The 23,784-nt window shown below is 58.0% G+C and carries 34 protein-coding genes; 3 read left to right on the top strand and 31 right to left on the bottom strand.

The features are described 5' to 3' along the window. Positions 1 to 46 precede the first annotated feature (46 nt). The 3 genes from CGA22_RS26590 to CGA22_RS26580 form a co-directional block, all read right to left on the bottom strand. A complete protein-coding gene (locus tag CGA22_RS26590; RefSeq protein WP_041022486.1) occupies positions 47 to 805 on the bottom strand; it encodes an alpha/beta hydrolase family protein in 759 nt (252 codons plus the stop codon). Continuing rightward, positions 795 to 1,904, bottom strand: a complete 1,110-nt coding sequence (locus CGA22_RS26585; RefSeq protein WP_041022487.1) for a DUF3182 family protein — start codon at positions 1,902 to 1,904, stop codon at positions 795 to 797. The genes CGA22_RS26590 and CGA22_RS26585 overlap by 11 nt, the downstream gene beginning before the upstream one ends. 208 nt (positions 1,905 to 2,112) lie before the next feature. Next, entirely contained in the window at positions 2,113 to 3,108 is a 996-nt protein-coding gene (locus tag CGA22_RS26580; protein ID WP_041022488.1) for a GlxA family transcriptional regulator, read from the bottom strand. Between the two features lie 95 nt (positions 3,109 to 3,203). Between CGA22_RS26580 and CGA22_RS26575 the strand changes: the two genes are divergently transcribed. Together CGA22_RS26575 and CGA22_RS26570 are read left to right on the top strand one after the other, a co-directional pair. Continuing rightward, positions 3,204 to 3,758, top strand: a complete 555-nt coding sequence (locus CGA22_RS26575) for a cysteine hydrolase family protein (protein WP_041022489.1) — start codon at positions 3,204 to 3,206, stop codon at positions 3,756 to 3,758. Positions 3,759 to 3,896: 138 nt separating this feature from the next. Then, entirely contained in the window at positions 3,897 to 4,520 is a 624-nt protein-coding gene (locus tag CGA22_RS26570) for a hypothetical protein (RefSeq protein ID WP_177329253.1), read from the top strand. Between the two features lie 114 nt (positions 4,521 to 4,634). On the opposite strand, the gene CGA22_RS26565 is transcribed toward CGA22_RS26570, so the two are convergent. Both CGA22_RS26565 and CGA22_RS26560 read right to left on the bottom strand, forming a co-directional pair. Next, the gene (locus CGA22_RS26565) at positions 4,635 to 5,150 is read right to left on the bottom strand and encodes a single-stranded DNA-binding protein (protein ID WP_024778338.1); all 516 of its coding nucleotides are present in this window, start codon (positions 5,148 to 5,150) and stop codon (positions 4,635 to 4,637) included. A gap of 9 nt (positions 5,151 to 5,159) precedes the next feature. After that, positions 5,160 to 6,557 carry an MFS transporter gene (locus CGA22_RS26560; protein WP_041022490.1) on the bottom strand — a complete coding sequence of 466 codons (1,398 nt, stop codon included), beginning with the start codon at positions 6,555 to 6,557 and terminating at the stop codon, positions 5,160 to 5,162. A 179-nt stretch (positions 6,558 to 6,736) separates the two neighbouring features. Here CGA22_RS26560 and uvrA point away from each other — a divergent pair, with 179 nt between their 5' ends. Continuing rightward, a complete protein-coding gene (gene uvrA, locus CGA22_RS26555) occupies positions 6,737 to 9,571 on the top strand; it encodes an excinuclease ABC subunit UvrA (protein ID WP_041022491.1) in 2,835 nt (944 codons plus the stop codon). 159 nt (positions 9,572 to 9,730) lie between these two features. Here uvrA and bfr read toward each other — a convergent pair whose 3' ends face one another. The 26 genes from bfr to rplB all read right to left on the bottom strand — a co-directional run bounded on the left by bfr (position 9,731) and on the right by rplB (position 23,777). Next, positions 9,731 to 10,195, bottom strand: a complete 465-nt coding sequence (gene bfr / locus CGA22_RS26550) for a bacterioferritin (RefSeq protein WP_024778335.1) — start codon at positions 10,193 to 10,195, stop codon at positions 9,731 to 9,733. Positions 10,196 to 10,353: 158 nt separating this feature from the next. Continuing rightward, on the bottom strand, positions 10,354 to 11,802 hold the full coding sequence (locus CGA22_RS26545; protein WP_188258756.1) for a catalase: 1,449 nt from the start codon (positions 11,800 to 11,802) through the stop codon (positions 10,354 to 10,356). Between the two features lie 223 nt (positions 11,803 to 12,025). Further along, positions 12,026 to 12,412 (bottom strand): 50S ribosomal protein L17, encoded by a 387-nt coding sequence (rplQ, locus tag CGA22_RS26540; RefSeq protein WP_024778333.1) that lies wholly within the window; start codon positions 12,410 to 12,412, stop codon positions 12,026 to 12,028. 42 nt (positions 12,413 to 12,454) lie between these two features. Continuing rightward, entirely contained in the window at positions 12,455 to 13,456 is a 1,002-nt protein-coding gene (locus CGA22_RS26535) for a DNA-directed RNA polymerase subunit alpha (RefSeq protein ID WP_003186012.1), read from the bottom strand. Between the two features lie 22 nt (positions 13,457 to 13,478). Continuing rightward, the gene (gene rpsD, locus CGA22_RS26530) at positions 13,479 to 14,099 is read right to left on the bottom strand and encodes a 30S ribosomal protein S4 (RefSeq protein WP_003176404.1); all 621 of its coding nucleotides are present in this window, start codon (positions 14,097 to 14,099) and stop codon (positions 13,479 to 13,481) included. 18 nt (positions 14,100 to 14,117) lie between these two features. Further along, the gene (gene rpsK / locus CGA22_RS26525; RefSeq protein ID WP_002555466.1) at positions 14,118 to 14,507 is read right to left on the bottom strand and encodes a 30S ribosomal protein S11; all 390 of its coding nucleotides are present in this window, start codon (positions 14,505 to 14,507) and stop codon (positions 14,118 to 14,120) included. A 30-nt stretch (positions 14,508 to 14,537) separates the two neighbouring features. After that, entirely contained in the window at positions 14,538 to 14,894 is a 357-nt protein-coding gene (gene rpsM, locus CGA22_RS26520; protein WP_024778332.1) for a 30S ribosomal protein S13, read from the bottom strand. 130 nt (positions 14,895 to 15,024) lie between these two features. Continuing rightward, a complete protein-coding gene (rpmJ, locus tag CGA22_RS26515) occupies positions 15,025 to 15,141 on the bottom strand; it encodes a 50S ribosomal protein L36 (RefSeq protein WP_002555468.1) in 117 nt (38 codons plus the stop codon). Between the two features lie 30 nt (positions 15,142 to 15,171). After that, positions 15,172 to 16,500, bottom strand: coding sequence for a preprotein translocase subunit SecY (secY, locus tag CGA22_RS26510; RefSeq protein ID WP_024778331.1), 1,329 nt, complete (start codon positions 16,498 to 16,500; stop codon positions 15,172 to 15,174). Next, positions 16,501 to 16,938 (bottom strand): 50S ribosomal protein L15, encoded by a 438-nt coding sequence (gene rplO, locus CGA22_RS26505; protein ID WP_003186032.1) that lies wholly within the window; start codon positions 16,936 to 16,938, stop codon positions 16,501 to 16,503. It lies immediately after the preceding gene. A gap of 3 nt (positions 16,939 to 16,941) precedes the next feature. Next, the gene (gene rpmD, locus CGA22_RS26500) at positions 16,942 to 17,118 is read right to left on the bottom strand and encodes a 50S ribosomal protein L30 (RefSeq protein ID WP_003176408.1); all 177 of its coding nucleotides are present in this window, start codon (positions 17,116 to 17,118) and stop codon (positions 16,942 to 16,944) included. A 2-nt stretch (positions 17,119 to 17,120) separates the two neighbouring features. Next, positions 17,121 to 17,621 (bottom strand): 30S ribosomal protein S5, encoded by a 501-nt coding sequence (rpsE, locus tag CGA22_RS26495; protein ID WP_003186035.1) that lies wholly within the window; start codon positions 17,619 to 17,621, stop codon positions 17,121 to 17,123. Between the two features lie 3 nt (positions 17,622 to 17,624). Beyond that, positions 17,625 to 17,975: a 50S ribosomal protein L18 gene (rplR, locus tag CGA22_RS26490; RefSeq protein ID WP_003186037.1), complete on the bottom strand. Its 351-nt coding sequence runs from the start codon at positions 17,973 to 17,975 to the stop codon at positions 17,625 to 17,627. A gap of 10 nt (positions 17,976 to 17,985) precedes the next feature. Next, positions 17,986 to 18,519: a 50S ribosomal protein L6 gene (gene rplF, locus CGA22_RS26485; protein WP_024077677.1), complete on the bottom strand. Its 534-nt coding sequence runs from the start codon at positions 18,517 to 18,519 to the stop codon at positions 17,986 to 17,988. A gap of 12 nt (positions 18,520 to 18,531) precedes the next feature. Then, positions 18,532 to 18,924 (bottom strand): 30S ribosomal protein S8, encoded by a 393-nt coding sequence (gene rpsH, locus CGA22_RS26480; protein ID WP_017848802.1) that lies wholly within the window; start codon positions 18,922 to 18,924, stop codon positions 18,532 to 18,534. A gap of 209 nt (positions 18,925 to 19,133) precedes the next feature. Then, on the bottom strand, positions 19,134 to 19,439 hold the full coding sequence (rpsN, locus tag CGA22_RS26475; RefSeq protein ID WP_003186042.1) for a 30S ribosomal protein S14: 306 nt from the start codon (positions 19,437 to 19,439) through the stop codon (positions 19,134 to 19,136). A gap of 13 nt (positions 19,440 to 19,452) precedes the next feature. After that, complete coding sequence (gene rplE / locus CGA22_RS26470; RefSeq protein ID WP_024778330.1) at positions 19,453 to 19,992, bottom strand: 50S ribosomal protein L5; 540 nt, start codon at positions 19,990 to 19,992, stop codon at positions 19,453 to 19,455. A 20-nt stretch (positions 19,993 to 20,012) separates the two neighbouring features. After that, a complete protein-coding gene (gene rplX, locus CGA22_RS26465) occupies positions 20,013 to 20,327 on the bottom strand; it encodes a 50S ribosomal protein L24 (RefSeq protein ID WP_003186046.1) in 315 nt (104 codons plus the stop codon). Between the two features lie 11 nt (positions 20,328 to 20,338). Continuing rightward, on the bottom strand, positions 20,339 to 20,707 hold the full coding sequence (rplN, locus tag CGA22_RS26460) for a 50S ribosomal protein L14 (RefSeq protein ID WP_024778329.1): 369 nt from the start codon (positions 20,705 to 20,707) through the stop codon (positions 20,339 to 20,341). A 23-nt stretch (positions 20,708 to 20,730) separates the two neighbouring features. After that, a complete protein-coding gene (rpsQ, locus tag CGA22_RS26455) occupies positions 20,731 to 20,997 on the bottom strand; it encodes a 30S ribosomal protein S17 (protein WP_003194644.1) in 267 nt (88 codons plus the stop codon). A 2-nt stretch (positions 20,998 to 20,999) separates the two neighbouring features. Next, positions 21,000 to 21,191 carry a 50S ribosomal protein L29 gene (gene rpmC, locus CGA22_RS26450; protein WP_002555481.1) on the bottom strand — a complete coding sequence of 64 codons (192 nt, stop codon included), beginning with the start codon at positions 21,189 to 21,191 and terminating at the stop codon, positions 21,000 to 21,002. Then, entirely contained in the window at positions 21,191 to 21,604 is a 414-nt protein-coding gene (rplP, locus tag CGA22_RS26445; RefSeq protein WP_003186052.1) for a 50S ribosomal protein L16, read from the bottom strand. Before rplP ends, rpmC begins: the two co-directional genes overlap by 1 nt. A gap of 12 nt (positions 21,605 to 21,616) precedes the next feature. Then, entirely contained in the window at positions 21,617 to 22,303 is a 687-nt protein-coding gene (rpsC, locus tag CGA22_RS26440; protein ID WP_024778328.1) for a 30S ribosomal protein S3, read from the bottom strand. Positions 22,304 to 22,316: 13 nt separating this feature from the next. After that, entirely contained in the window at positions 22,317 to 22,649 is a 333-nt protein-coding gene (rplV, locus tag CGA22_RS26435) for a 50S ribosomal protein L22 (RefSeq protein ID WP_003103908.1), read from the bottom strand. A gap of 11 nt (positions 22,650 to 22,660) precedes the next feature. Continuing rightward, positions 22,661 to 22,936 (bottom strand): 30S ribosomal protein S19, encoded by a 276-nt coding sequence (rpsS, locus tag CGA22_RS26430; protein ID WP_002555486.1) that lies wholly within the window; start codon positions 22,934 to 22,936, stop codon positions 22,661 to 22,663. 16 nt (positions 22,937 to 22,952) lie between these two features. Next, positions 22,953 to 23,777 (bottom strand): 50S ribosomal protein L2, encoded by an 825-nt coding sequence (gene rplB, locus CGA22_RS26425; protein WP_007924198.1) that lies wholly within the window; start codon positions 23,775 to 23,777, stop codon positions 22,953 to 22,955. Positions 23,778 to 23,784 lie beyond the last annotated feature (7 nt).

Below are 23,784 nucleotides of genomic sequence, written 5' to 3'. Positions count from 1 at the left end.
CATCGTCTGACCCTGCTCGCGATAGCGCCCGCATGGACAACGCCCCTCAACGCTCCTGAATGATGCTCAACCGCTCTCCCACCACCATTTCCGTGATCCAGTCCACCAGGATCGAGGTGTAGGCCTGTTGTGAGATGGGGTCGCTCAAGGCATGGTCGGCGCCATCGATGATTCGATGGGTCAACGAATGAGTCTGCTGGCACGCAGCGCGGTAGCTCATGATGGTGGCATGGGGCACATGGTCGTCGGTTTCCGACTCCACCAGCAGCACATCGCCGGTAAATTGCGAACAGGCGTGCAGCGCGCGGTTGGTACCGGCGTGCACCAGGGTACTGCGATAATCCAGCAGGTCACTCTTGTCCAAGTCGCGCTTGGGCGTGTGCCACTGCTCATCGCGGTACAGCGCCGGTACCCGCAACGCCAGCCAGCGGACCGGTCGCAGCGAGGTCAGAATCGCGGCGAGATAACCGCCGTAGCTGGTGCCGACCACCGCAATCGCCGACGTGTCCAAGGCGGGATGAGCGAGCAGTCGGTCATAGGCCGCCAGCAGGTCCCGCAAGTTGTCTTCCCGCGTCACCCGGGACAGCGGAATGCCCGCCCCGCCGGTATGGCCGCGCAAGTCGAAGGTCAGACAGACGCAACCCAGGCCGGCAATGCCCTTGGCCCGTTCCAGGTCACGCTCCTGGCTGCCGCCCCAACCGTGCACGAACAATACGCCAGGGACTTTCGACTTGGGGCTCAGGAACGTGCCGTTCATGCGCTCGTCGTCGATCTCGATCTGAATGGTTTCACTTCTAGCCGTCATGGGAATGGACCGTTACGTATTTAAGTAGAAAATCACCGTTGTGCGCCGGGCCGCGGTACACCTCCATGGCGCCGGGAGGCAACGGCTGGTCGATGTAGGTTTCCACCGAGGACACGCGGACCACGCTGGTCGACGGTTCCTGGACGAATATTTGCAGCGCCGCGAGTTCCGCACTGCTGGCCCCGCCCATGCGCCAGGATTGCTCCAGCACGCCGCCACGGGGCTGGCCGCAGGTATCGATGCCTTGGGCAATGTCGTAGTTGCGCCGGGAGGCAAAAAAACCCGGATAGGCCTGGTTGGCCGCATCGTCGAACACTTGCGCGAGCCGCACCGCTTCGCGTACCTCATCGGGCAGTTCAAGCCTGAGCAACTCGATGTAGCCGCCCTGCACCACCAACAGATCCGAGCCGCCGTACACTTCCAACCCTTGGCTGTCCCGGGTCAGGTGTTGCACACCGCAATAGCTCAGACTCTTGCCATGGATAGTGCTCTGGCCGACGCTCTGGGTCCTGACCTCATCGAGGTTCTGCTCCAGCACCACACCGTCGCGGAACACGGCCTGGGCCTCGGGATCAGCGGCGATTTCGTCGAACTGTGCGAGGTTCTGGATCACCCGCTGGTCGCGCCCGGCACACGCATGAATCGGCTTGAAGCGGATCGGCCCGGCGTACAACAGATGCTCAGCGGCCAGGCGTGCGTCCTTGAGTGAAAAGACACTCACGCCATCGAGCACCACGCTACGGGCAAGCTTGGCAAACAGTGGCGACCAGCCGATAGGGGCGACGGCATACTTGTTCAGTAGACCGTGGGTGATGGCCTTGGTGCAGATGAAATCATGCTCGACGTAACCGCCCCACAGATCGTCCGGCCCCGAGACACTCAGCTGTCGCGCGGCTTCCGGGCCGATCAAGGTTTGCGTGGGTAACAGATACAGATCGCGCCCGGCATGCTGCTGGCTGTCATAGCTGCCGCCGTATTCCATGCCTAGAATCTGCGCCAGCCAACGGGCCAAGGCACGATTGGTTTCCACTTCATGAAGTGGCGCGTGAGGGTTGACCGAATGGGCCACCACGGTTTTGTTGCGATTGACTGACGTCATGCGTTGCCCTTTTACCTGCGCTCATGGCTGTAGGTAAACGGGTGCAGAGATCAGGCCAACAGGGTGGCGCTGGTGGACAGCCAAGGAAACGGGCGGATTTCGGAAGACGGATAGCATCGAGCCTGTTTCATTCTGCACGATCCGTAGCGGGTATCCCGCAAATTGCACGATGCTTTGAATCTCACATCCCCCTCTAACGAGAGAGCCATTACTGTTTTGAAGCGCTTGGCGGACTCACTCCGAACCTTGCCCGATAATCGCTCGGCGCCAGCCCGGTGATTTTCTTGAATGTCGCCCGAAAAGCGCCAGGATCCTGATAACCCACGGTCCAGGCGATGTGATCAATGGTGCCGTTGGTGAATTCCAGCATCTCCCGGGCCTTGCCCACTCGCAGATGCTGGCAGTACTCGGTGGGCTTGAGCCCGGTGGCGCTACGGAACCTGCGCAGGAAGGTGCGCTCTTCAAGGCCCGCCTGCTCGGCCATCGCGGCCAGGGAGACGTCCACCGCGCCGCTGCCTTGCAACCAGTGTTGCACCTTGAGAATCGCCCCGTCGCCGTGACCGAGGATCGGCGCAAAATTGCTACCGCACTCGCTGGCGCTGTCACTGTGTTCGATCACCAGGAACCGCGCCGTGCGTGTCGCGATGCTAGGGCCCAGCAAGCGATTCACCAGCCGCAGCCCCAGCTCTGCCCAGGCCATCAGCCCGGCGGTGGTGATCAGGTCGCCGTCGTCGACGATCGGTTTGTCGGCGTCGAGCTTGATCTTCGGGTAACGCTCGGCAAAGGTCTTGGCCGACGTCCAGTGGGTGGTGGCGCTACGCCCATCGAGCAAGCCGCTTTCAGCCAGCAGGATCGACCCCACGCACACCCCGCCCAACACGGTGCCGCCGGCGTGCTGCGCCCGTAGCCAATCCACCAGCGCCTGGGAGACAAGCCCTTCGCTGAAACCGGCGATGGAAGGTGGAATCAGCAACGCAACCAAGCGGCCCGCAGCGCCGGATTCACTGTCGAACACCCGCTGCGGTACCTCACCTTGCTCTGCCCGCCAATGGCTCACTCGCAACCGTGGCAACTGCGCGCCGACCTGCTCGGCCGCGATCCGCTCCGCCACGGCAAACAGATCGGTCAAGCCGTGCACCGCCGCCAGTTGTGCACCGGGATAAATCAACACCCCCAGCTCGGCGACCGCCCTTTCCTGCGCCATTGTCAGTTTTCCCTCGCTTATTGTCGTTGCGGCCAATCCTCGAATTGGCGGCAAGAGCCAATACTGGCCCCACACACCTTTTCGAGGAAGCCTCCATGTCCAAGCAAGCGCTCATCGTAGTCGATATCCAGAACGACTACTTCCCCCAGGGTAAATGGCCACTGAGTGGCGTCGAAACCGCCGCGGACAACGCCGCCCGGATGATCGCAGCCTTTCGCCAGGCAGGAAATCAAGTGGTGCACATTCGCCACGAATTCACCTCCGAAGACGCGCCGTTCTTCACCCCGGGCTCCGAAGGCGCGAAACTGCATCCCAAGGTCCTCAACCAGGCCGATGAACCGGTGGTGCTCAAGCACTTCGTCAACTCATTCCGCGAAACCGAACTGCAATCCCTCCTCGACCATCACGGCATCACCCAACTGGTCATCGTCGGCAGCATGAGCCACATGTGCATCGACGGTGTCACCCGGGCGGCGGCGGACCTGGGCTACGACGTCACAGTGATCCATGACGCCTGTGCAACCCTGGACCTGGAATTCAACGGCGTCGTTGTCCCCGCCGCCCAGGTGCATGCGGCCTTCATGGCGGCGTTGGGGTTTGCTTATGCGAAGGTGGTGAGTACGGAGCAGTTTCTGGCGGCCAGCCACTGAGGCCCAGGCAAAGCAAACCGCGCTTCGAGTATCGAGGCGCGGTTTTTCATTCGAAACCGACGATTGCTGATTTCCACTAGGCGTAGTTGAGGAATAACGATAAGAATGGCCGCTCAGTTTTTTCCAAGAGCCAGCCGCATGAAACGCAAACACCCGCCGCGCCTGGTCGCCTCCCCAGTCCCAACCGATACCGCCACATCCACGCCACAACATCCCCCCACGTGGGATTACCCAAGCGAAATATCCACAACGGGATACCTGGGTACCCTGTTGTACGCTGTGGCGCTGTTGCTTGCCTTGCCGGTCTACGGGCTGGGGGTGATATCGATCGAGCTGTTCTCCACCGAAGGCTTGTCGAGCGCTCATACCAGGGTGATCGAGGACCCTCTGTTTTTGACACTCATGTTCGTCAGCGCATTAGCGGCCACCGGCATGCTCTACTGGCTGTTCTCCGGCCCTCAAGTGCTTGGCTTCTGCTTTGACGAACGCCAGCAACGCCTCACCTTCACCCAGCGCCGTCCAGCACGCGCGCCCACCGAAGAGTGCGTGCCCTACAGCGACATCTATTCCATCACGCCCTGCGTGGAAAACTCTATCGCCCACGCCTGTCATTTGGTGGTGTGCTTCACCGGGGACAATGGCAAGCCGATCGAGGTCCGGTTCTGGATGCACATTCCACTCAAGGACATGGCGTTTCATTCAACCTGGTTACGGCAGTCCATTGGCGAAAAGATGCAGGAGGTCTTGGATCTGGATTTGTGACCGGTCCTGATGCAGGCGCCAGCCCGATCTGGCCAGCGTCGAAACAAAAACCCCAGGCACGGGGCTCTGGGGCTTTCGGGGCGATACCGGGCAGGCTAGGCCTGAGACGCAGCCTTAGAACGGAATATCGTCATCAAAGCTGTCGAAATCCGGAGCCGGTTGCGGTGCGGCCTGTTGTGGGGCCGGGCGCTCGCGTTGTGGCTGTGGCGCCGATTGCGGGCGCGGTGCCTGCTGACGTGGAGCCGACTGCTGGTAGTTGTTGCCACCCTGCTGCTGGTCACCCTGTGGACGACCGCCCAGCAGTTGCATGGTGCCCTGCATGTCGACGACGATTTCAGTGGTGTAGCGCTTGATGCCGTCTTTTTCCCACTCACGCGTCTGCAGCTTGCCTTCGATGTATACCTGCGAACCCTTGCGCAGGTATTCGCCGGCGATTTCCGCCACTTTGCCGAACATCGACACGCGATGCCATTCGGTCTTTTCGACCTTCTGGCCAGTCTGCTTGTCGGTCCACTGTTCGCTGGTCGCCAGACTCAGGTTGGTCACGGCGTTGCCGTTAGGCAGGTAGCGAACCTCGGGATCCTGGCCGCATGTGCCGACCAATATGACTTTGTTAACCCCACGGGCCATAACGTTCTCCTAGGCTTCGCACGCAGTCGGGGCCGGGTTGTTCACCAGGCGCTCGAGGGTCGCACGATCCAATAATTCGGTGTCCAGTTTGATATAAACGGCCGCTTCGTCGGCGACCACCACTGCATCGGTTACGCCAACGACGGCCCTGAGGCGCTCGACCAGCCCTGCTTCGCGAATGGCTTCGGGCGATAACGGCAAGCGCAGGCTCGTCACATACGGTGGTTCGCGCATGGTAACAGCAAAGACCAGCCAAAGTGCAGCCAGCGCGGCGCATCCCAGGAAGACAACCGACAAACCGCCATGCTGGAACAGCCAACCACCGAGAATCCCGCCCAACGCCGAACCGAGGAACTGGCTGGTGGAATAAACCCCCATTGCCGTGCCCTTGCCGCCGGCCGGTGAAACCTTGCTGATCAGCGACGGCAACGACGCCTCCAGCAGGTTGAACGCGGTGAAGAACACCACCGTGCCGATAACCAGGGCCCGCAGGCTGTCGCCGAACTGCCAGAAGAATAGCTCAGTGAGCATCAGCGTCACGACGGCGCCGAGCAAAACTCGTTTCATTTTGCGTCGCTTCTCGCCATAGATGATGAACGGGATCATGGCGAAGAACGAAATCAGCAGCGCCGTCAGGTAAACCCACCAGTGCTGCTCCTTCGGCAGCCCGGCCTTCTCGACCAAGGCCAGCGGCAAGGCGACGAAACTGGACATCAGCATGGCGTGAAGCACGAAAATACCCAGGTCCAGGCGCAGCAGGTCGGGGTGTTTGAGCGTCGGGATCAGCGCCTGGCGCGCTACCCCGGATTCACGGTGCTGCAGCGGCCCGGTGGAACGGGGCACCATGAACGCCACGATCAGGATACCCACCAGCGCCATGCCACCGGTCGCCAGGAACAGGCCCGACAAACCGAAGGCACGGGTCAGCAAGGGACCGACAACCATGGCGACGGCGAACGACAGACCGATGGTCATGCCGATCATGGCCATGGCCTTGGTCCGATGCTGTTCGCGGGTCAAGTCGGAGAGCAAGGCCATGACGGCAGCGGAAATCGCCCCCGCGCCTTGCAGGATCCGTCCGGCGATCACGCCCCAGATCGAGTCGGCGTTGGCTGCCAGCGCACTGCCGAGGGCGAAGACGATCAGCCCCAGGTAGATCACGGGACGTCGGCCGATGCGGTCGGAAATGATCCCGAACGGGATCTGGAAAATGGCCTGGGTCAGGCCATAAGCGCCAATCGCCAACCCGATCAGGGCCGGCGTCGCGCCCGCCAGGTCCATGCCATAGGTCGCCAGCACCGGCAACACCATGAACATGCCCAGCATACGGAAGGCGAACACCAGGGCCAGACCGCTTGCCGCCCGGGTCTCGCCGCCACTCATGCGCTCGCTGTGGGGATCGTGCATGGAAAAACCTCATCTGAACCGGCGGCGATTCTACCAGTCCCATCGATTGAGGGGGTATATCGCGACGGTTTGACGCGCAGTCTTCATGTATGGCTTCAATCGCACGCTCAATAGTGTTTATCCATCCAGTATTTGCCCGTATACTCCTACGTTTTCGACGCCCGCCGAGCGAGGCCACTTTGGACAAGATCCTGATTCGTGGGGCCCGTACCCACAACCTGAAGAACATCGACCTGACCCTGCCACGGGACAAGCTGATCGTCATCACCGGCCTGTCCGGATCCGGCAAGTCATCGCTGGCATTCGATACCCTGTACGCCGAAGGCCAGCGACGCTATGTCGAATCGCTGTCGGCCTATGCCCGGCAGTTCCTGTCGATGATGGAAAAACCGGACGTCGACACCATCGAAGGCCTGTCGCCGGCCATCTCCATCGAACAGAAGTCGACGTCCCATAACCCGCGGTCGACGGTCGGCACCATCACCGAGATCTACGACTACCTGCGCCTGCTGTATGCGCGGGTCGGCATTCCCCGCTGCCCCGACCACGACATTCCCCTGGAAGCCCAGACCGTCAGCCAGATGGTCGACCTGGTGCTGGCCCAGCCGGAAGGCAGCAAGTTGATGCTGCTCGCGCCGGTCATTCGCGAGCGCAAGGGCGAACACCTGCTGGTGTTCGAAGAACTGCGGGCCCAGGGCTTCGTGCGGGCCCGGGTCAATGGCAAGCTCTGCGAGCTGGACGAACTGCCGAAGCTGGATAAACAGAAGAAGCACTCGATCGATGTGGTGGTCGACCGCTTCAAGGTCCGGGCCGATCTGCAACAGCGGCTGGCCGAATCCTTCGAGACCGCACTGAAACTGGCTGACGGCATCGCCCTGGTGGCGCCGATGGACGACGAGCCCGGCGAGGAAATCATCTTCTCGGCACGTTTCGCCTGCCCGATCTGCGGCCACGCCATCAGCGAGCTGGAGCCCAAGCTGTTCTCGTTCAACAACCCGGCCGGCGCCTGCCCGACCTGCGATGGCCTAGGGGTGAAGCAGTTCTTCGACACCAAGCGCCTGGTCAACGGCGAACTGACCCTGGCCGAAGGCGCGATTCGCGGCTGGGACAGGCGCAACGTCTATTACTTCCAGATGCTCGGGTCGCTGGCGGCTCATTACAAGTTCAGCCTGGACAAGCCCTTCAACGAACTGCCCGCCGACCAGCAGAAATTCATCCTGCATGGCAGCGGCTCGCAGAACGTCGACTTCAAATACCTGAACGACCGTGGCGATATCGTCAAGCGCTCGCACCCGTTCGAAGGCATCGTGCCGAACCTCGAGCGGCGCTACCGCGAGACTGAATCGGCCAGCGTGCGCGAAGAGCTGGCCAAGTTCCTCAGCACCCAGCCCTGCCCTGATTGCCGCGGTACCCGCCTGCGTCGCGAGGCGCGCCATGTGTGGGTGGGCGAGAAGACCTTGCCGGCAGTGACCAACCTGCCCATCGGCGACGCCACCGATTACTTCGCCGGCCTGAAGCTCACTGGCCGCCGGGGTGAAATTGCCGACAAGATCCTCAAGGAAATCAGCGAGCGTCTGCAATTCCTGGTGAACGTCGGCCTGGATTACCTCACCCTAGACCGCAGCGCAGACACGTTGTCCGGCGGCGAAGCCCAGCGTATCCGCCTGGCCAGCCAGATCGGCGCCGGCCTGGTGGGGGTGATGTACATCCTCGACGAGCCGTCCATTGGCCTGCACCAGCGGGACAACGACCGGCTGCTCGGTACTCTCAAGCACCTGCGGGACATCGGCAACACGGTGATCGTGGTCGAGCATGACGAAGACGCGATCCGCCTGGCCGATTACGTCGTGGACATCGGCCCAGGCGCCGGTGTGCATGGTGGACATATCGTCGCCCAGGGCACCGCCGCCGAAGTCATGGCGCACCCCGATTCCTTGACCGGCAAGTACCTGTCGGGACGGGTGAAGATCAAGGTCCCGGCCAAACGAACGCCGCGCAACAAGAAGCTGTCGCTGACCCTAAAGGGCGCCCGTGGCAACAACTTGCGCAACGTCGACCTGGAAATCCCGATTGGCCTGCTGACCTGTGTCACCGGGGTATCCGGCTCCGGCAAGTCGACGCTGATCAACAACACTCTGTTTCCCCTCAGCGCCACGGCCCTGAACGGCGCGACCACCCTGGAAGCCGCCCCCCACGACAGCATCAAGGGCCTGGAGCACCTGGACAAGGTCGTCGACATCGACCAGAGCCCGATCGGCCGTACACCGCGCTCCAACCCGGCGACCTACACGGGGCTGTTCACGCCGATCCGCGAATTGTTCGCCGGCGTGCCGGAATCCCGCTCCCGGGGCTACGGCCCGGGACGGTTCTCGTTCAACGTCAAGGGTGGGCGTTGCGAAGCCTGCCAGGGCGACGGCCTGATCAAGGTGGAAATGCACTTCCTGCCGGACATCTACGTGCCTTGCGATGTGTGCAAGAGCAAGCGCTACAACCGCGAGACCCTTGAGATCAAATACAAGGGCAAGAACATCCACGAAACCCTCGAGATGACCATCGAGGAGGCCCGAGAGTTCTTCGACGCGGTGCCAGCCCTGGCGCGCAAGCTGCAGACGTTGATGGATGTCGGTCTGTCGTACATCAAGCTCGGCCAATCGGCGACGACGCTGTCCGGCGGCGAAGCCCAGCGGGTCAAGTTGTCCCGCGAGCTGTCCAAGCGCGACACCGGCAAGACCTTGTACATTCTCGACGAGCCGACCACCGGCCTGCACTTCGCTGATATCCAGCAATTGCTCGATGTATTGCACCGTCTTCGCGACCACGGCAACACCGTGGTGGTGATCGAGCACAACCTGGACGTGATCAAGACGGCTGACTGGTTGGTAGACCTGGGGCCGGAAGGTGGCTCCAAGGGCGGCCAGATCATTGCGGTGGGTACGCCTGAGCAAGTGGCCGGGATGAAGCAGTCCCACACAGGGCACTACCTGAAGCCGTTGCTGGAACGTGATCGGGATTGATCCATCCCCGAGCATGAAAAAGCCCCTGTCATCTCATCTATGACAGGGGCTTTTGCTTTTCTGTGGGAGCGAGCCTGCTCGCGATAGCGGTGTGTCAGTTTGCATTCATGTGACGATCAATCGCTATCGCGAGCAGGCTCGCTCCCACAATTATCGCAATCAGAACTGCGACTGCAGGTAATTCTCCAACCCGATCAACTTGATCAGACCCAGCTGCTTCTCAAGCCAGTAGGTATGGTCTTCCTCGGTGTCATTGAGCTGAACACGCAGGATTTCGCGGGTGACATAGTCGTTGTGCTGTTCGCACAGCTCGATACCCTTGCACAGCGCGGCGCGGACCTTGTATTCCAGGCGCAGGTCGGCAGCGAGCATGTCGGGCACGGTAGTACCGATGTCCAGGTCGTCCGGGCGCATGCGCGGCGTACCTTCGAGCATCAGGATTCGACGCATCAACGCATCGGCATGCTGTGCTTCTTCTTCCATTTCATGGTTGATACGTTCGTAGAGCTCGGTAAAACCCCAATCCTCGTACATCCGCGAATGGATGAAATATTGATCACGGGCTGCCAGTTCGCCTGTCAGCAGCGTGTTGAGGTAATCGATTACGTCCGGGTGACCTTGCATCGCCCTACATCTCCACAAGCTTTGAAAGGCTGTAGTTTGAACCAAGCTGATCGCCAGGTCACGGTGCTATCGCAATAAATGCAAAGAAAATCTGAGAAAACCAGGTTAAATAACGCAAAAACCGCCCTAATGAGGGCGGTTCTGCTTCTCGTTTAGACTTAGTTAAGCTGTACGCCCAACGCCTTTGCGATACCTTCTCCATAAGCGGTGTCCGCCTTGAAGAAATGCTGCAGTTGACGGTCGACGACATCCGAAGAGACACCCCCCATCGCACCGGCGATGTTGCTGATCAGCAGGGCCTGCTGCTCGCTGTTCATCAGGCGGAACAGCGCACCGGCATGGCTGTAGTAATCAGTGTCTTCCCGGTGATCGTAACGATCCGCCGCCCCAGTAAGGGCCAGGGCTGGCTCCGCATAATGCGGGACCTGTTTCGGCGACTCGACGTAGCTGTTGGGCTCGTAGTTTGGTGCCGCCCCGCCGTTGCTGCCAAACGCCATCGCACCGTCGCGCTGATAGGTATTAACCGGACTGCGCGGTGCATTCACCGGCAATTGCTGGTGATTGGTGCCGACACGGTAGCGATGGGCATCGGCGTAGGCGAACACGCGACCTTGCAGCATGCGGTCCGGCGACAAACCAACGCCTGGCACCATATTGCTCGGCCCGAACGCCGCCTGCTCCACCTCGGCAAAGTAGTTCAGCGGGTTGCGGTTGAGCTCGAGCTCCCCCACTTCAATCAACGGAAACTCTTTCTGCGACCAGGTCTTGGTCACGTCGAACGGATTCTCGTAATGAGCGGCGGCCTGGGCTTCGGTCATGATCTGGATGCAAACGCTCCATTTCGGGAAGTCACCGCGCTCAATGGCGTTGAACAAGTCACGCTGGGCATAGTCCGGGTCAGTGCCCGCCAGACGTGCGGCTTCAGCTGGCGCCAGGTTCTTGATGCCTTGCTTGGTCTTGTAGTGCCACTTCACCCAATGACGCTCGCCTTGGGCGTTGATCAGACTGTAGGTGTGACTGCCGAAACCATGCATGTGGCGGTAGCCATCAGGAATGCCGCGATCGGAGAACAGAATAGTGATCTGATGCAACGCTTCTGGGGAATGGGACCAGAAATCCCACATCGCTTGGGCGCTTTTCAGGTTGCTTTGTGGCAAACGCTTTTGCGTATGGATGAAATCCGGAAACTTCAGCGGATCACGAATGAAGAAAACCGGCGTGTTATTGCCAACAATGTCCCAGTTACCTTCCTCGGTGTAGAACTTCAGGGCGAAACCACGAGGATCGCGCTCGGTGTCAGCAGATCCACGCTCGCCGCCCACGGTGGAAAAACGCAGGAACGTTGGTGTCTGCTTACCGACCGAATCGAACAGCTTGGCGCTGGTGTACTGAGTGATGTCCCAGGTGACCGTGAATGTGCCGTAGGCACCCGAGCCCTTGGCGTGTACGCGGCGCTCGGGAATGTTCTCGCGGTTGAAGTGAGCAAGCTTCTCGATGAGGTGGAAATCGTCGAGTAACAGCGGGCCACGTGGACCAGCAGAGCGAGAATTCTGGTTATCGGCGACAGGAGCGCCGCTTGCGGTCGTAAGCGTTTTGATCTGGCTCATGCTCAATCTTCCTCGGTCGGTCTTCGAACTGCCGGCTAATCGGCTGGAAAGGAGTATCGAACATGTTAGTGACAGTATCCAAATTTATTAAATCATGGATGTCGATAGTCATTATCTAACGTTGCCCTGTTGCCAATAGCGAAGCCAGCCGCAACGGCGCTTTCGCTTTTTCATCACGCACAAAAAACCGGGCACTAGGCCCGGTTTTTTGTATATTGCCGTCTTACTCAGCGGATACAGCTTCACCGCCGGTAGCACGATCAACCAACTCGACGTACGCCATAGGCGCGTTGTCGCCAGCGCGGAAACCGCACTTGAGGATGCGCAGGTAGCCACCCTCACGGGTAGCGTAACGCTTGCCCAGGTCGTTGAAGAGCTTACCAACGATAGCTTTCGAACGAGTACGGTCGAAAGCCAGGCGGCGGTTAGCCAGGCTATCTGTCTTGGCCAGAGTGATCAGCGGCTCAGCAACGCGACGCAGTTCTTTGGCTTTCGGCAGTGTAGTTTTGATCAGCTCGTGCTCGAACAGCGACACCGCCATGTTTTGGAACATGGCCTTGCGGTGCGAGCTGGTGCGGCTCAGGTGACGACCACTTTTACGATGACGCATGGTTCATTCCTTACCAAACACAACGTTCGGTGATTACGACGATCAGGCAGTCGCCTTGTCGTCCTTCTTAAGACTTGCAGGCGGCCAGTTGTCGAGGCGCATGCCGAGGGACAGACCGCGGGAGGCCAGAACGTCCTTGATTTCAGTCAAGGATTTCTTGCCAAGGTTCGGAGTCTTCAACAGCTCTACTTCGGTGCGCTGAATCAGGTCGCCGATGTAGTAGATGTTTTCCGCCTTAAGGCAGTTAGCCGAACGTACAGTCAGTTCCAGATCGTCAACCGGGCGAAGCAGGATCGGATCGATCTCGTCTTCCTGCTCGACAACCACTGGCTCACTGTCACCCTTGAGGTCGACGAACGCAGCCAACTGCTGTTGCAGGATGGTTGCAGCGCGGCGGATAGCCTCTTCAGGATCCAGGGTACCGTTGGTTTCCAGATCAATAACCAGCTTGTCCAGGTTGGTACGCTGCTCGACACGGGCGTTTTCCACCACGTATGCGATACGGCGAACCGGGCTGAACGAAGAGTCAAGCTGCAAGCGACCGATGCTGCGGCTTTCGTCTTCATCGCTCTGACGCGAGTCTGCCGGTTCATAACCACGACCACGAGCTACGGTGAGCTTCATGTTCAGGGCGCCGTTAGACGCCAGGTTAGCGATTACGTGATCGGGGTTAACGATCTCGACATCATGATCCAGCTGAATATCGGCAGCGGTAACCACCCCCGAACCCTTCTTCGACAAGGTCAGCGTAACTTCGTCACGACCGTGCAGCTTGATAGCCAGACCTTTAAGGTTCAACAGGATTTCAATGACATCTTCCTGTACGCCTTCGATGGCGCTGTACTCGTGGAGTACACCGTCAATCTCGGCCTCGACTACTGCACAGCCGGGCATTGAGGACAACAGGATGCGGCGCAGCGCGTTGCCCAGGGTGTGGCCGAAACCACGCTCGAGAGGCTCGAGAGTGATCTTGGCGCGGGTTGGACTGACAACCTGCACATCAATATGGCGGGGTGTCAGGAACTCATTTACCGAAATCTGCATGGATGCACCTATTTTCTAGCCCTTACTTGGAGTAGAGCTCGACAATCAGGCTTTCGTTGATGTCGGCGGACAGATCACTGCGAGCTGGAACGTTCTTGAAAACGCCCGACTTCTTCTCAGTGTCTACTTCTACCCATTCTACGCGGCCACGTTGGGCACACAGATCGAGAGCTTGGACAATGCGAAGTTGGTTCTTTGCTTTCTCGCGAACAGCAACCACGTCACCAGCACGAACCTGGTAGGACGGAACGTTTACGGTCTGACCGTTAACGCTGATCGACTTGTGCGATACCAGCTGACGGGATTCGGCACGAGTAGAACCGAAACCCATACGGTATACAACGTTGTCCAGGCGGCATTCGAGCAGTTGCAACAGGTTTTCGCCGGTTGCGCCTTTCTTGCCAGCAGCTTCTTTGTAGTAGCCGCTGAATTGACGCTCGAGAACGCCGTAGATACGACGGACCTTCTGCTTTTCACGCAGTTGGGTGCCGTAATCGGACTGGCGACCGCGGCGTTGGCCGTGGATACCAGGTGCTGCTTCGATGTTGCACTTCGATTCGATCGCGCGCACGCCGCTCTTCAGGAAGAGATCGGTGCCTTCGCGACGAGCGAGTTTGCATTTTGGACCAATGTAACGAGCCATTCTTTACAATCTCCTGGATTACACGCGGCGCTTCTTCGGCGGACGGCACCCGTTGTGCGGGATTGGCGTCACGTCGGTGATGCTGGCGATCTTGTAGCCACAGCCGTTCAAAGCACGAACTGCGGATTCACGACCTGGACCTGGACCCTTGACGTTGACGTCGAGGTTTTTCAGGCCGTATTCCAGCGCAGCTTGACCAGCACGCTCAGCAGCTACTTGAGCAGCGAACGGGGTGGACTTGCGGGAACCGCGGAAACCCGAACCACCGGAGGTAGCCCAGGAAAGAGCGTTACCTTGACGGTCGGTAATGGTCACGATGGTGTTGTTAAAAGAAGCATGGATGTGGGCGATGCCATCAACCACTGTCTTTTTAACTTTCTTACGAGGACGAGCAGCAGGTTTTGCCATGATTAAATTCCTGTCGATTCGCTGGGGCGATTACTTGCGGATCGGCTTACGCGGACCTTTACGGGTACGCGCGTTGGTCTTGGTACGCTGACCGCGTACTGGCAGACCACGACGATGACGCAGACCGCGATAGCAACCGAGGTCCATCAAGCGCTTGATTTTCATGTTGACTTCGCGACGCAGGTCACCTTCAGTGGTGAACTTCGCCACTTCGCCACGCAGCTGTTCAATCTGCTCGTCGCTCAGATCTTTGATCTTTGCCGCTGGGTTGACCCCAGCCACTGCACAAATTTTCTGCGCAGTAGTGCGACCAACACCATAGATGTAGGTCAGCGAGATAACAGTATGCTTGTTATCTGGAATGTTGACGCCTGCAATACGGGCCATTCAGTGGGACTCCAATTGACAGCTACCTACGCCCCGGAAGCCAAGAAATAGGGCGCGAGATAATATCGCTGTAATAACAAATAATCAACCCGGCAGCGCACTAGCTGCCGGGCTTAAAGCACAATCACACTCAGCCTTGGCGCTGTTTGTGACGCGGTTCCGCGCTGCAAATTACTCGAACAACACCTTCGCGGCGAATAATCTTGCAGTTACGGCACAGCTTTTTCACCGATGCACGAACTTTCATCACCAACTCCTCGAACCTTATGGACGCTACTCAGCGCAGCATGCCGCTGCCGTAGCCCTTCAGGTTGGCTTTCTTCATCAGGGATTCGTACTGGTGCGAAACGAGGTGCGATTGTACTTGGGACATGAAGTCCATCACAACCACGACCACGATCAGCAACGAGGTCCCGCCAAGGTAGAACGGTACGTTTGCTGCAACCACCAGGAACTGGGGCAGCAAGCAGACGGCCGTCATGTAAAGAGCACCGAACATGGTCAAGCGAGTCAGAACGCCATCAATGTAGCGCGCAGACTGCTCACCTGGACGGATGCCCGGAATAAAGGCACCGGACTTCTTCAGGTTTTCCGCTACGTCTTTCGGATTGAACATCAACGCCGTATAGAAGAAGCAGAAGAAAATAATCCCTGCACTAAACAGCAGAATATTCAACGGCTGACCAGGAGCGATCGACTGCGAGATGTCCTGCAACCAGCCCATACCTTCAGACTGGCCGAACCAGGCACCCAACGAAGCCGGGAACAGCAAGATGCTGCTCGCGAAAATAGCCGGGATAACGCCGGCCATGTTCACCTTCAACGGCAAGTGGCTGGTCTGCGCAGCAAACACCTTGCGGCCCTGCTGACGCTTGGCGTAGTGAACAGCAATACGACGCTGACCACGCTCAATGAACACCACGAAACCGATAATCGCTACTGCCAGCAAACCGATGGCAACCAGGGCAAAAATGTTGATATCACCCTGACGCGCAGACTCGAAAGACTGCCCGATCGCTCTCGGAAGACCGGCGACGATACCTGCGAAGATCAACATCGAGATACCGTTGCCAACACCACGCTCAGTAATCTGCTCACCCAACCACATCATGAACATCGCGCCTGCCACAAATGTGGTAACCGCGACGAAATAGAAGCTGAGGTCAGCATTGAACGAAACGCCCTGCCCTGCCAGGCCAATGGACATGCCAATGGCCTGGACGAGAGCGAGTACGACAGTGCCGTAGCGGGTGTACTGGCTGATCTTGCGACGGCCAGCTTCACCTTCCTTCTTCAACTGCTCCAGCTGCGGGCTGACGGCTGTCATCAGCTGCATGATGATCGATGCCGAAATGTACGGCATGATCCCCAATGCAAAGATACTCATCCGCTCCAGCGCGCCGCCGGAAAACATGTTGAACAAGCTAAGAATGGTCCCCTCATTCTGTCGAAACAGGTCTGCGAGTCGGTCCGGGTTGATACCTGGAACCGGGATGTGTGCGCCTATTCGGTAGACGATAATCGCCAGGAACAGAAAACGCAGACGAGCCCAGAGTTCAGACATACCGCCTTTGCCGAGCGCAGAGAGAGCACCTTGCTTAGCCATTTATTCCTCGAACTTGCCGCCAGCTGCTTCGATAGCCGCACGCGCACCTTTGGTGGCGCCGATTCCCTTTCCGATGGTGACAGCGCGAGCAACTTCGCCCGACAGCATGATTTTCACACGCTGTACGTTCTGGTTGATCACGTTGGCATCCTTCAGGGACTGCACGGTGACGATGTCGCCGTCCACTTTAGCCAGCTCGGACAGACGCACTTCTGCGCGGTCCATGGCCTTCAGGGAAACGAAACCGAACTTCGGCAGGCGACGATGCAGCGGCTGTTGACCGCCTTCAAAGCCTGGAGCAATGGTGCCACCGGAGCGGGAGGTCTGACCTTTGTGGCCACGGCCACCGGTCTTGCCCAAACCACTACCGATACCACGGCCCGGACGATGCTTTTCGCGACGGGAACCCGGCGCTGGACTCAGATCATTGAGTTTCATCGATTAACCCTCGACACGCAGCATGTAGTAAGCCTTGTTGATCATCCCGCGATTCTCGGGAGTATCCTGGACTTCTACAGTGTGACCGATGCGACGCAGACCCAGACCCTTAACGCACAGTTTGTGGTTAGGGATGCGGCCGGTCATGCTTTTGATCAGCGTAACTTTTACGGTAGCCATGATCAGAAGATCTCCTTGACGCTTTTGCCACGCTTGGCGGCAATGGATTCAGGAGACTGCATTGCTTTCAAACCCTTGAAAGTGGCGTGAACCACGTTTACAGGGTTAGTCGAGCCGTAGCACTTGGCCAGAACGTTCTGAACGCCAGCAACTTCGAGGACAGCACGCATAGCGCCGCCAGCGATGATACCGGTACCTTCAGAAGCAGGCTGCATGTACACCTTCGAAGCGCCATGGGCAGACTTCATTGCGTACTGCAGGGTGGTGCCGTTCAGATCAACCTGGATCATGTTGCGGCGAGCAGCTTCCATTGCCTTCTGGATCGCAGCAGGCACTTCACGCGACTTGCCACGGCCGAAGCCAACACGGCCTTTACCATCACCCACCACGGTCAGCGCGGTGAAAGTGAAGATACGGCCGCCTTTAACGGTTTTGGCTACGCGGTTAACTTGAACCAGCTTCTCGATGTAGCCTTCGTCGCGCTTTTGGTCGTTATTTGACATAACTTAGAACTCCAGCCCAGCTTCACGAGCAGCATCAGCCAGCGCCTTGACGCGGCCGTGGTACTTGAAGCCAGAGCGGTCGAAAGCCACCTGCGAGACGCCAGCGGCTTTAGCACGCGTAGCGACCAGCTGGCCAACCTTAGTGGCCGCGTCGATGTTGCCGGTGGCACCATCACGCAGTTCTTTATCCAAAGTCGAGGCACTTGCCAGGACCTTGTTGCCGTCGGCCGAAATGACCTGGGCGTAGATGTGCTGCGAAGAGCGGAACACGCAGAGACGCACGACTTCGAGTTCGTGCATTTTCAGGCGTGCTTTGCGAGCGCGACGCAGTCGAGTAACTTTTTTGTCGGTCATTTGCTATGCCCTACTTCTTCTTGGCTTCTTTACGACGGACGACTTCGTCCGCGTAGCGCACACCTTTGCCTTTGTACGGCTCTGGTGGACGGAAGTCGCGGATCTCGGCGGCCACTTGACCTACCAGCTGCTTGTCGATGCCCTTGATCAGGATATCGGTCTGGCTAGGAGTCTCAGCGGTGATGCCTTCCGGCAGTTCGTAATCCACTGGGTGCGAGAAGCCAAGAGCCAGGTTCAGAACCGAGCCTTTTGCTTGCGCTTTGTAACCAACACCGACCAGCTGGAGCTTGCGCTCGAAGCCTTGGCTTACGCCTTGGACCATGTTGTTTACCAACGCACGAGTGGTACCAGCCATTGCGCGAGTCTGTTGATCGCCATTGCGAGCAGCGAAACGCAGCTCACCGGCTTCTTCAACGATCTCAACGGACGAATGGATGTTCAGTTCAAGAGTGCCCTTGGCACCCTTCACCGAAAGCTGTTGGCCTGCGAATTTGACTTCGACACCGGCTGGCAGCTTAACGGGGTTCTTAGCGACGCGAGACATGCTTATCCCCCCTTAGAACACAGTGCAAAGAACTTCGCCGCCGACACCGGCAGCGCGCGCAGCACGATCAGTCATCACACCTTTGTTGGTGGAGACGATAGACACGCCCAGACCGCCGCGAACTTTCGGCAGATCCTCGACGGACTTGTACTGACGCAGGCCTGGACGGCTAACGCGCTTCACTTCCTCGATGACCGGACGGCCTTCGAAGTATTTCAGCTCGATGGACAGCAGAGGCTTGATTTCGCTGCTGATCTGATAACCCGCGATGTAACCTTCGTCCTTGAGGACTTTTGCTACAGCCACCTTCAACGTGGAAGACGGCATGCTTACGACGGACTTTTCAGCCATCTGGGCATTACGGATTCGAGTTAGCATGTCCGCTAACGGGTCCTGCATACTCATGGGCTAGACGCTCCTAATGCAAAAAAATTAGCCTTGCGGCTACTACGTGTCGCCGAGAAACTCCGGGCATGAAAAACACGGGCTCAGGCGAGCCGGTCATTCTAGACATACCCCAGAAATGAATCAAGCCCCAAAAGGGGCTTGATTCTGCTTCAAGGCCACCGGCGGTCAGGATCCTGGGATCCCGAACACCGAGACTTTGATAGTGCTTACCAGCTGGCTTTAACCAGACCTGGAACGTCACCACGCATTGCAGCTTGGCGCAGCATGTTGCGGCCGAGGCCGAACTTGCGGTATACGCCGTGCGGACGACCAGTCAGGCGGCAGCGGTTACGCATGCGCGAGGCGCTTGCGTCACGCGGCTGCTTCTGCAGTGCTACGGTCGCTTCCCAACGTGCTTCTGGACTTGCGTTCAGATCAACGATGATAGCTTTCAGCGCTGCACGCTTGGTGGCGTACTTGGCAACGGTGAGCTGACGCTTCAGCTCACGGTTTTTCATGCTCTTCTTGGCCATTTTCCTACTCCAATCAGTTGCGGAACGGGAATTTGAAAGCACGCAGCAGAGCGCGACCTTCGTCATCCGATTTGGCAGTGGTGGTCAGGGTAATGTCCAGACCGCGCAGAGCATCGATCTTGTCGTAATCGATTTCCGGGAAAATGATCTGCTCTTTCACGCCCATGCTGTAGTTGCCACGACCATCGAAGGACTTGGCATTCAGGCCGCGGAAGTCGCGAACCCGAGGCAGGGAGATCGACAGCAGACGATCCAGGAACTCGTACATACGATCGCGACGCAGGGTCACTTTGACACCGATCGGCCAACCTTCGCGGACTTTGAAGCCAGCGATGGATTTGCGAGCGTGAGTCACAACGACTTTCTGGCCGGTGATCTTCTCCAGGTCAGCTACCGCGTGCTCGATGACTTTCTTGTCACCGATCGCTTCGCCCAGACCCATGTTCAGGGTGATCTTGGTAATGCGCGGAACTTCCATCACGTTCGCCAGCTTAAGTTCTTCCTTAAGCTTCGGTGCGATTTCCTTCCGGTAAATCTCTTTCAGTCGTGCCATGGTCTTCTACCTAGCAGTGTTCAAGCATCAACCGCTTTTTGGGTCGACTTGAAGACACGAATTTTTTTGCCGTCTTCTACTTTGAAACCAACGCGGTCAGCCTTGTTGGTTTCGCCGTTGAAAATGGCGACGTTGGAAGCGTGCAGTGGCGCTTCTTTCTCGACGATACCGCCCTGTACGCCCGACATCGGGTTAGGCTTGGTATGGCGCTTGACCAGGTTCAGACCACCTACAACCAGACGGTTGTCAGCGAGAACCTTGAGCACCTTACCGCGCTTGCCCTTGTCTTTGCCGGCGATCACGATGATCTCGTCGTCACGACGAATCTTTTGCATGTCGGATCTCCTTACAGCACTTCTGGGGCGAGCGAGACGATCTTCATGAACTTCTCAGTACGAAGTTCACGGGTCACTGGCCCAAAGATACGGGTGCCGATTGGCTCTTGCTTGTTGTTCAACAGAACAGCAGCGTTGCCATCAAAGCGGATGATGGAGCCGTCAGCGCGACGAACACCATGGCGAGTGCGGACTACAACAGCAGTCATCACTTGACCTTTCTTCACTTTACCGCGAGGAATTGCTTCCTTGACGGTAACTTTGATGATGTCGCCAATAGCAGCGTAACGACGATGGGAGCCACCCAGCACCTTGATGCACATAACGCGGCGAGCGCCGCTGTTATCGGCCACATCAAGCATGGATTGAGTCTGAATCATATAATTTCTCCGACCCCTAGCCCTTAGACTTCCACAGCGCGTTCGAGAACATCAACCAGCGCCCAAGATTTGGTCTTGGCCATCGGACGGGTTTCACGAATAGTGACCTTGTCGCCGATGTGGCACTGATTGGTTTCGTCGTGCGCGTGCAGCTTAGTCGAACGCTTAACGTATTTACCGTAGATCGGGTGCTTAACGCGACGCTCGATCAGAACGGTGATGGTTTTGTCCATCTTGTCGCTGACAACACGGCCAGTCAGCGTACGGACAGTTTTTTCGGCTTCAGCCATGATTACTTACCTGCCTGCTGGTTGAGCACAGTTTTCACGCGAGCGATGTCACGCTTAACTTGCGAGAGCAGATGAGACTGCCCCAACTGGCCAGTTGCTTTCTGCATACGCAGATTGAACTGGTCGCGCAGCAGGCCGAGCAGTTGCTCGTTCAGCTGCTGTGCTGATTTTTCACGAAGTTCATTCGCTTTCATCACATCACCGTCCGTTTAACAAAGGAGGTGGCGAGCGGCAGCTTTGCAGCAGCCAGGGCGAAAGCCTCACGCGCCAGCTCTTCAGAAACACCCTCGATTTCATACAGGACTTTGCCTGGCTGAATCTGGGCAACCCAGTACTCCACGTTACCCTTACCTTTACCCATCCGAACTTCGAGTGGCTTCTTGGTGACAGGCTTGTCCGGGAATACACGGATCCAGATCTTGCCGCCACGTTTTACGTGACGGGTCAGAGCACGACGCGCTGACTCGATCTGACGAGCGGTGAGACGACCACGAGCAACAGACTTCAGCGCGAACTCGCCGAAGCTGACTTTGCTACCGCGCAATGCCAGGCCACGGTTGTGACCGGTCATCTGCTTGCGGAACTTCGTACGCTTTGGTTGCAACATTTGGCGTACCCCTTACTTAGCAGCTTTTTTACGAGGCGCTGGTGCTTGTGGTTTCAGCTCTTCTTGGCGACCACCAATTACTTCGCCTTTGAAGATCCAAACCTTTACACCGATCACACCGTAGGTGGTGTGAGCTTCGTAGTTGGCATAGTCGATGTCGGCACGCAGGGTGTGCAGTGGCACACGACCTTCGCGATACCATTCAGTACGTGCGATTTCAGCACCGCCGAGACGACCGCTCACTTGGATTTTGATGCCTTTGGCACCAATGCGAATTGCGTTCTGTACAGCGCGCTTCATAGCGCGACGGAACATTACGCGACGCTCCAGCTGCTGAGCTACGCTCTGCGCAACCAGCATACCGTCGAGTTCCGGCTTGCGGATCTCTTCGATATTGATGTGCACAGGCACACCCATTTGCTTGGTCAGGTCCTGACGCAGTTTCTCAACATCTTCACCTTTCTTCCCGATAACGATACCTGGACGAGCGGTGTGGATGGTGATACGTGCAGTCTGAGCCGGACGATGGATATCGATACGGCTTACGGACGCGCTTTTTAGTTTGTCTTGGAGATACTCACGCACCTTCAGATCAGCGAACAAGTAGTCCGCATAAGTCCGACCGTCTGCGTACCAGACGGAGGTGTGCTCCTTGACGATTCCCAGGCGAATGCCAATGGGATGTACTTTCTGACCCATCTCTTCGACTCCGTTACTTGTCAGCAACCTTGACAGTGATATGGCAAGACCGCTTGACGATGCGATCAGCACGGCCTTTGGCACGTGGCATGATGCGCTTCAGCGAACGCCCTTCGTTGACGAAAACGGTGCTGACCTTCAGGTCATCAACGTCTGCGCCTTCGTTATGCTCGGCGTTGGCTACGGCCGACTCCAGCACTTTTTTCATGATCTCGGCGGCTTTCTTACTGCTGAAAGCCAACAGGTTGAGCGCTTCGCCCACCTTCTTCCCGCGGATCTGGTCGGCGACCAAGCGGGCTTTCTGGGCGGAGATTCGAGCGCCCGACAACTTAGCGGCTACTTCCATTTCCTTACCCCTTAACGCTTGGCTTTCTTGTCAGCCACGTGCCCACGGTATGTGCGGGTACCGGCGAACTCGCCCAGTTTGTGGCCGACCATGTCTTCGTTCACGAGAACTGGGACGTGCTGGCGACCGTTGTGTACTGCGATGGTCAGACCGACCATTTGTGGCAGGATCATCGAACGACGCGACCAGGTCTTAACTGGTTTGCGATCGTTCTTTTCCGCCGCCACTTCGATCTTCTTCAGTAGGTGAAGATCAATAAAAGGACCTTTTTTCAGAGAACGTGGCACTGTCGTATCCCTCTATTTACTTGCGACGACGGACGATCATTTTGTCGGTACGCTTATTACCACGAGTCTTCGCGCCCTTAGTCGGGAAGCCCCATGGCGATACCGGATGACGACCACCAGAGGTACGACCTTCACCACCACCATGTGGGTGGTCAACCGGGTTCATGGCAACACCACGAACGGTTGGGCGAACGCCACGCCAGCGCTTGGCACCAGCCTTACCCAACGAACGCAGGCTGTGCTCGGAGTTCGAGACTTCGCCCAGGGTCGCACGGCATTCAGCCAGTACTTTACGCATCTCACCAGAACGCAGACGCAGGGTCACGTAGACACCTTCACGAGCGATCAGCTGAGCCGAAGCACCAGCGGAACGAGCGATTTGCGCGCCTTTACCTGGCTTCAATTCGATGCCGTGTACGGTGCTACCAACTGGAATGTTACGCAGTTGCAGAGCGTTGCCCGGCTTGATCGGCGCCAGGGCACCTGCGATCAGCTGGTCGCCAGCACTCACGCCTTTAGGGGCGATGATGTAGCGACGCTCGCCATCTGCGTACAGCAGCAGAGCGATGTGAGCAGTACGGTTTGGATCGTATTCGATACGCTCGACGGTGGCAGCGATGCCATCCTTGTCGTTGCGACGGAAGTCGACCAGACGATAATGCTGCTTATGACCACCACCCACGTGACGTGTAGTGATACGGCCATTGTTGTTACGACCACCAGACTTCGATTTTTTCTCGAGCAGCGGTGCGTGAGGAGCGCCTTTATGCAGCTCCTGATTGACCACCTTGACCACAAAACGGCGGCCAGGGGAAGTCGGTTTGCATTTAACGATTGCCATGATGCAC

Origin of the sequence: Pseudomonas sp. PSB18, assembly GCF_014596565.1 — a bacterium.
Lineage (GTDB): Bacteria > Pseudomonadota > Gammaproteobacteria > Pseudomonadales > Pseudomonadaceae > Aquipseudomonas.
Note: the sequence above shows the minus strand (reverse complement) of the source record. Positions and strands in the feature narration are given on the sequence as shown.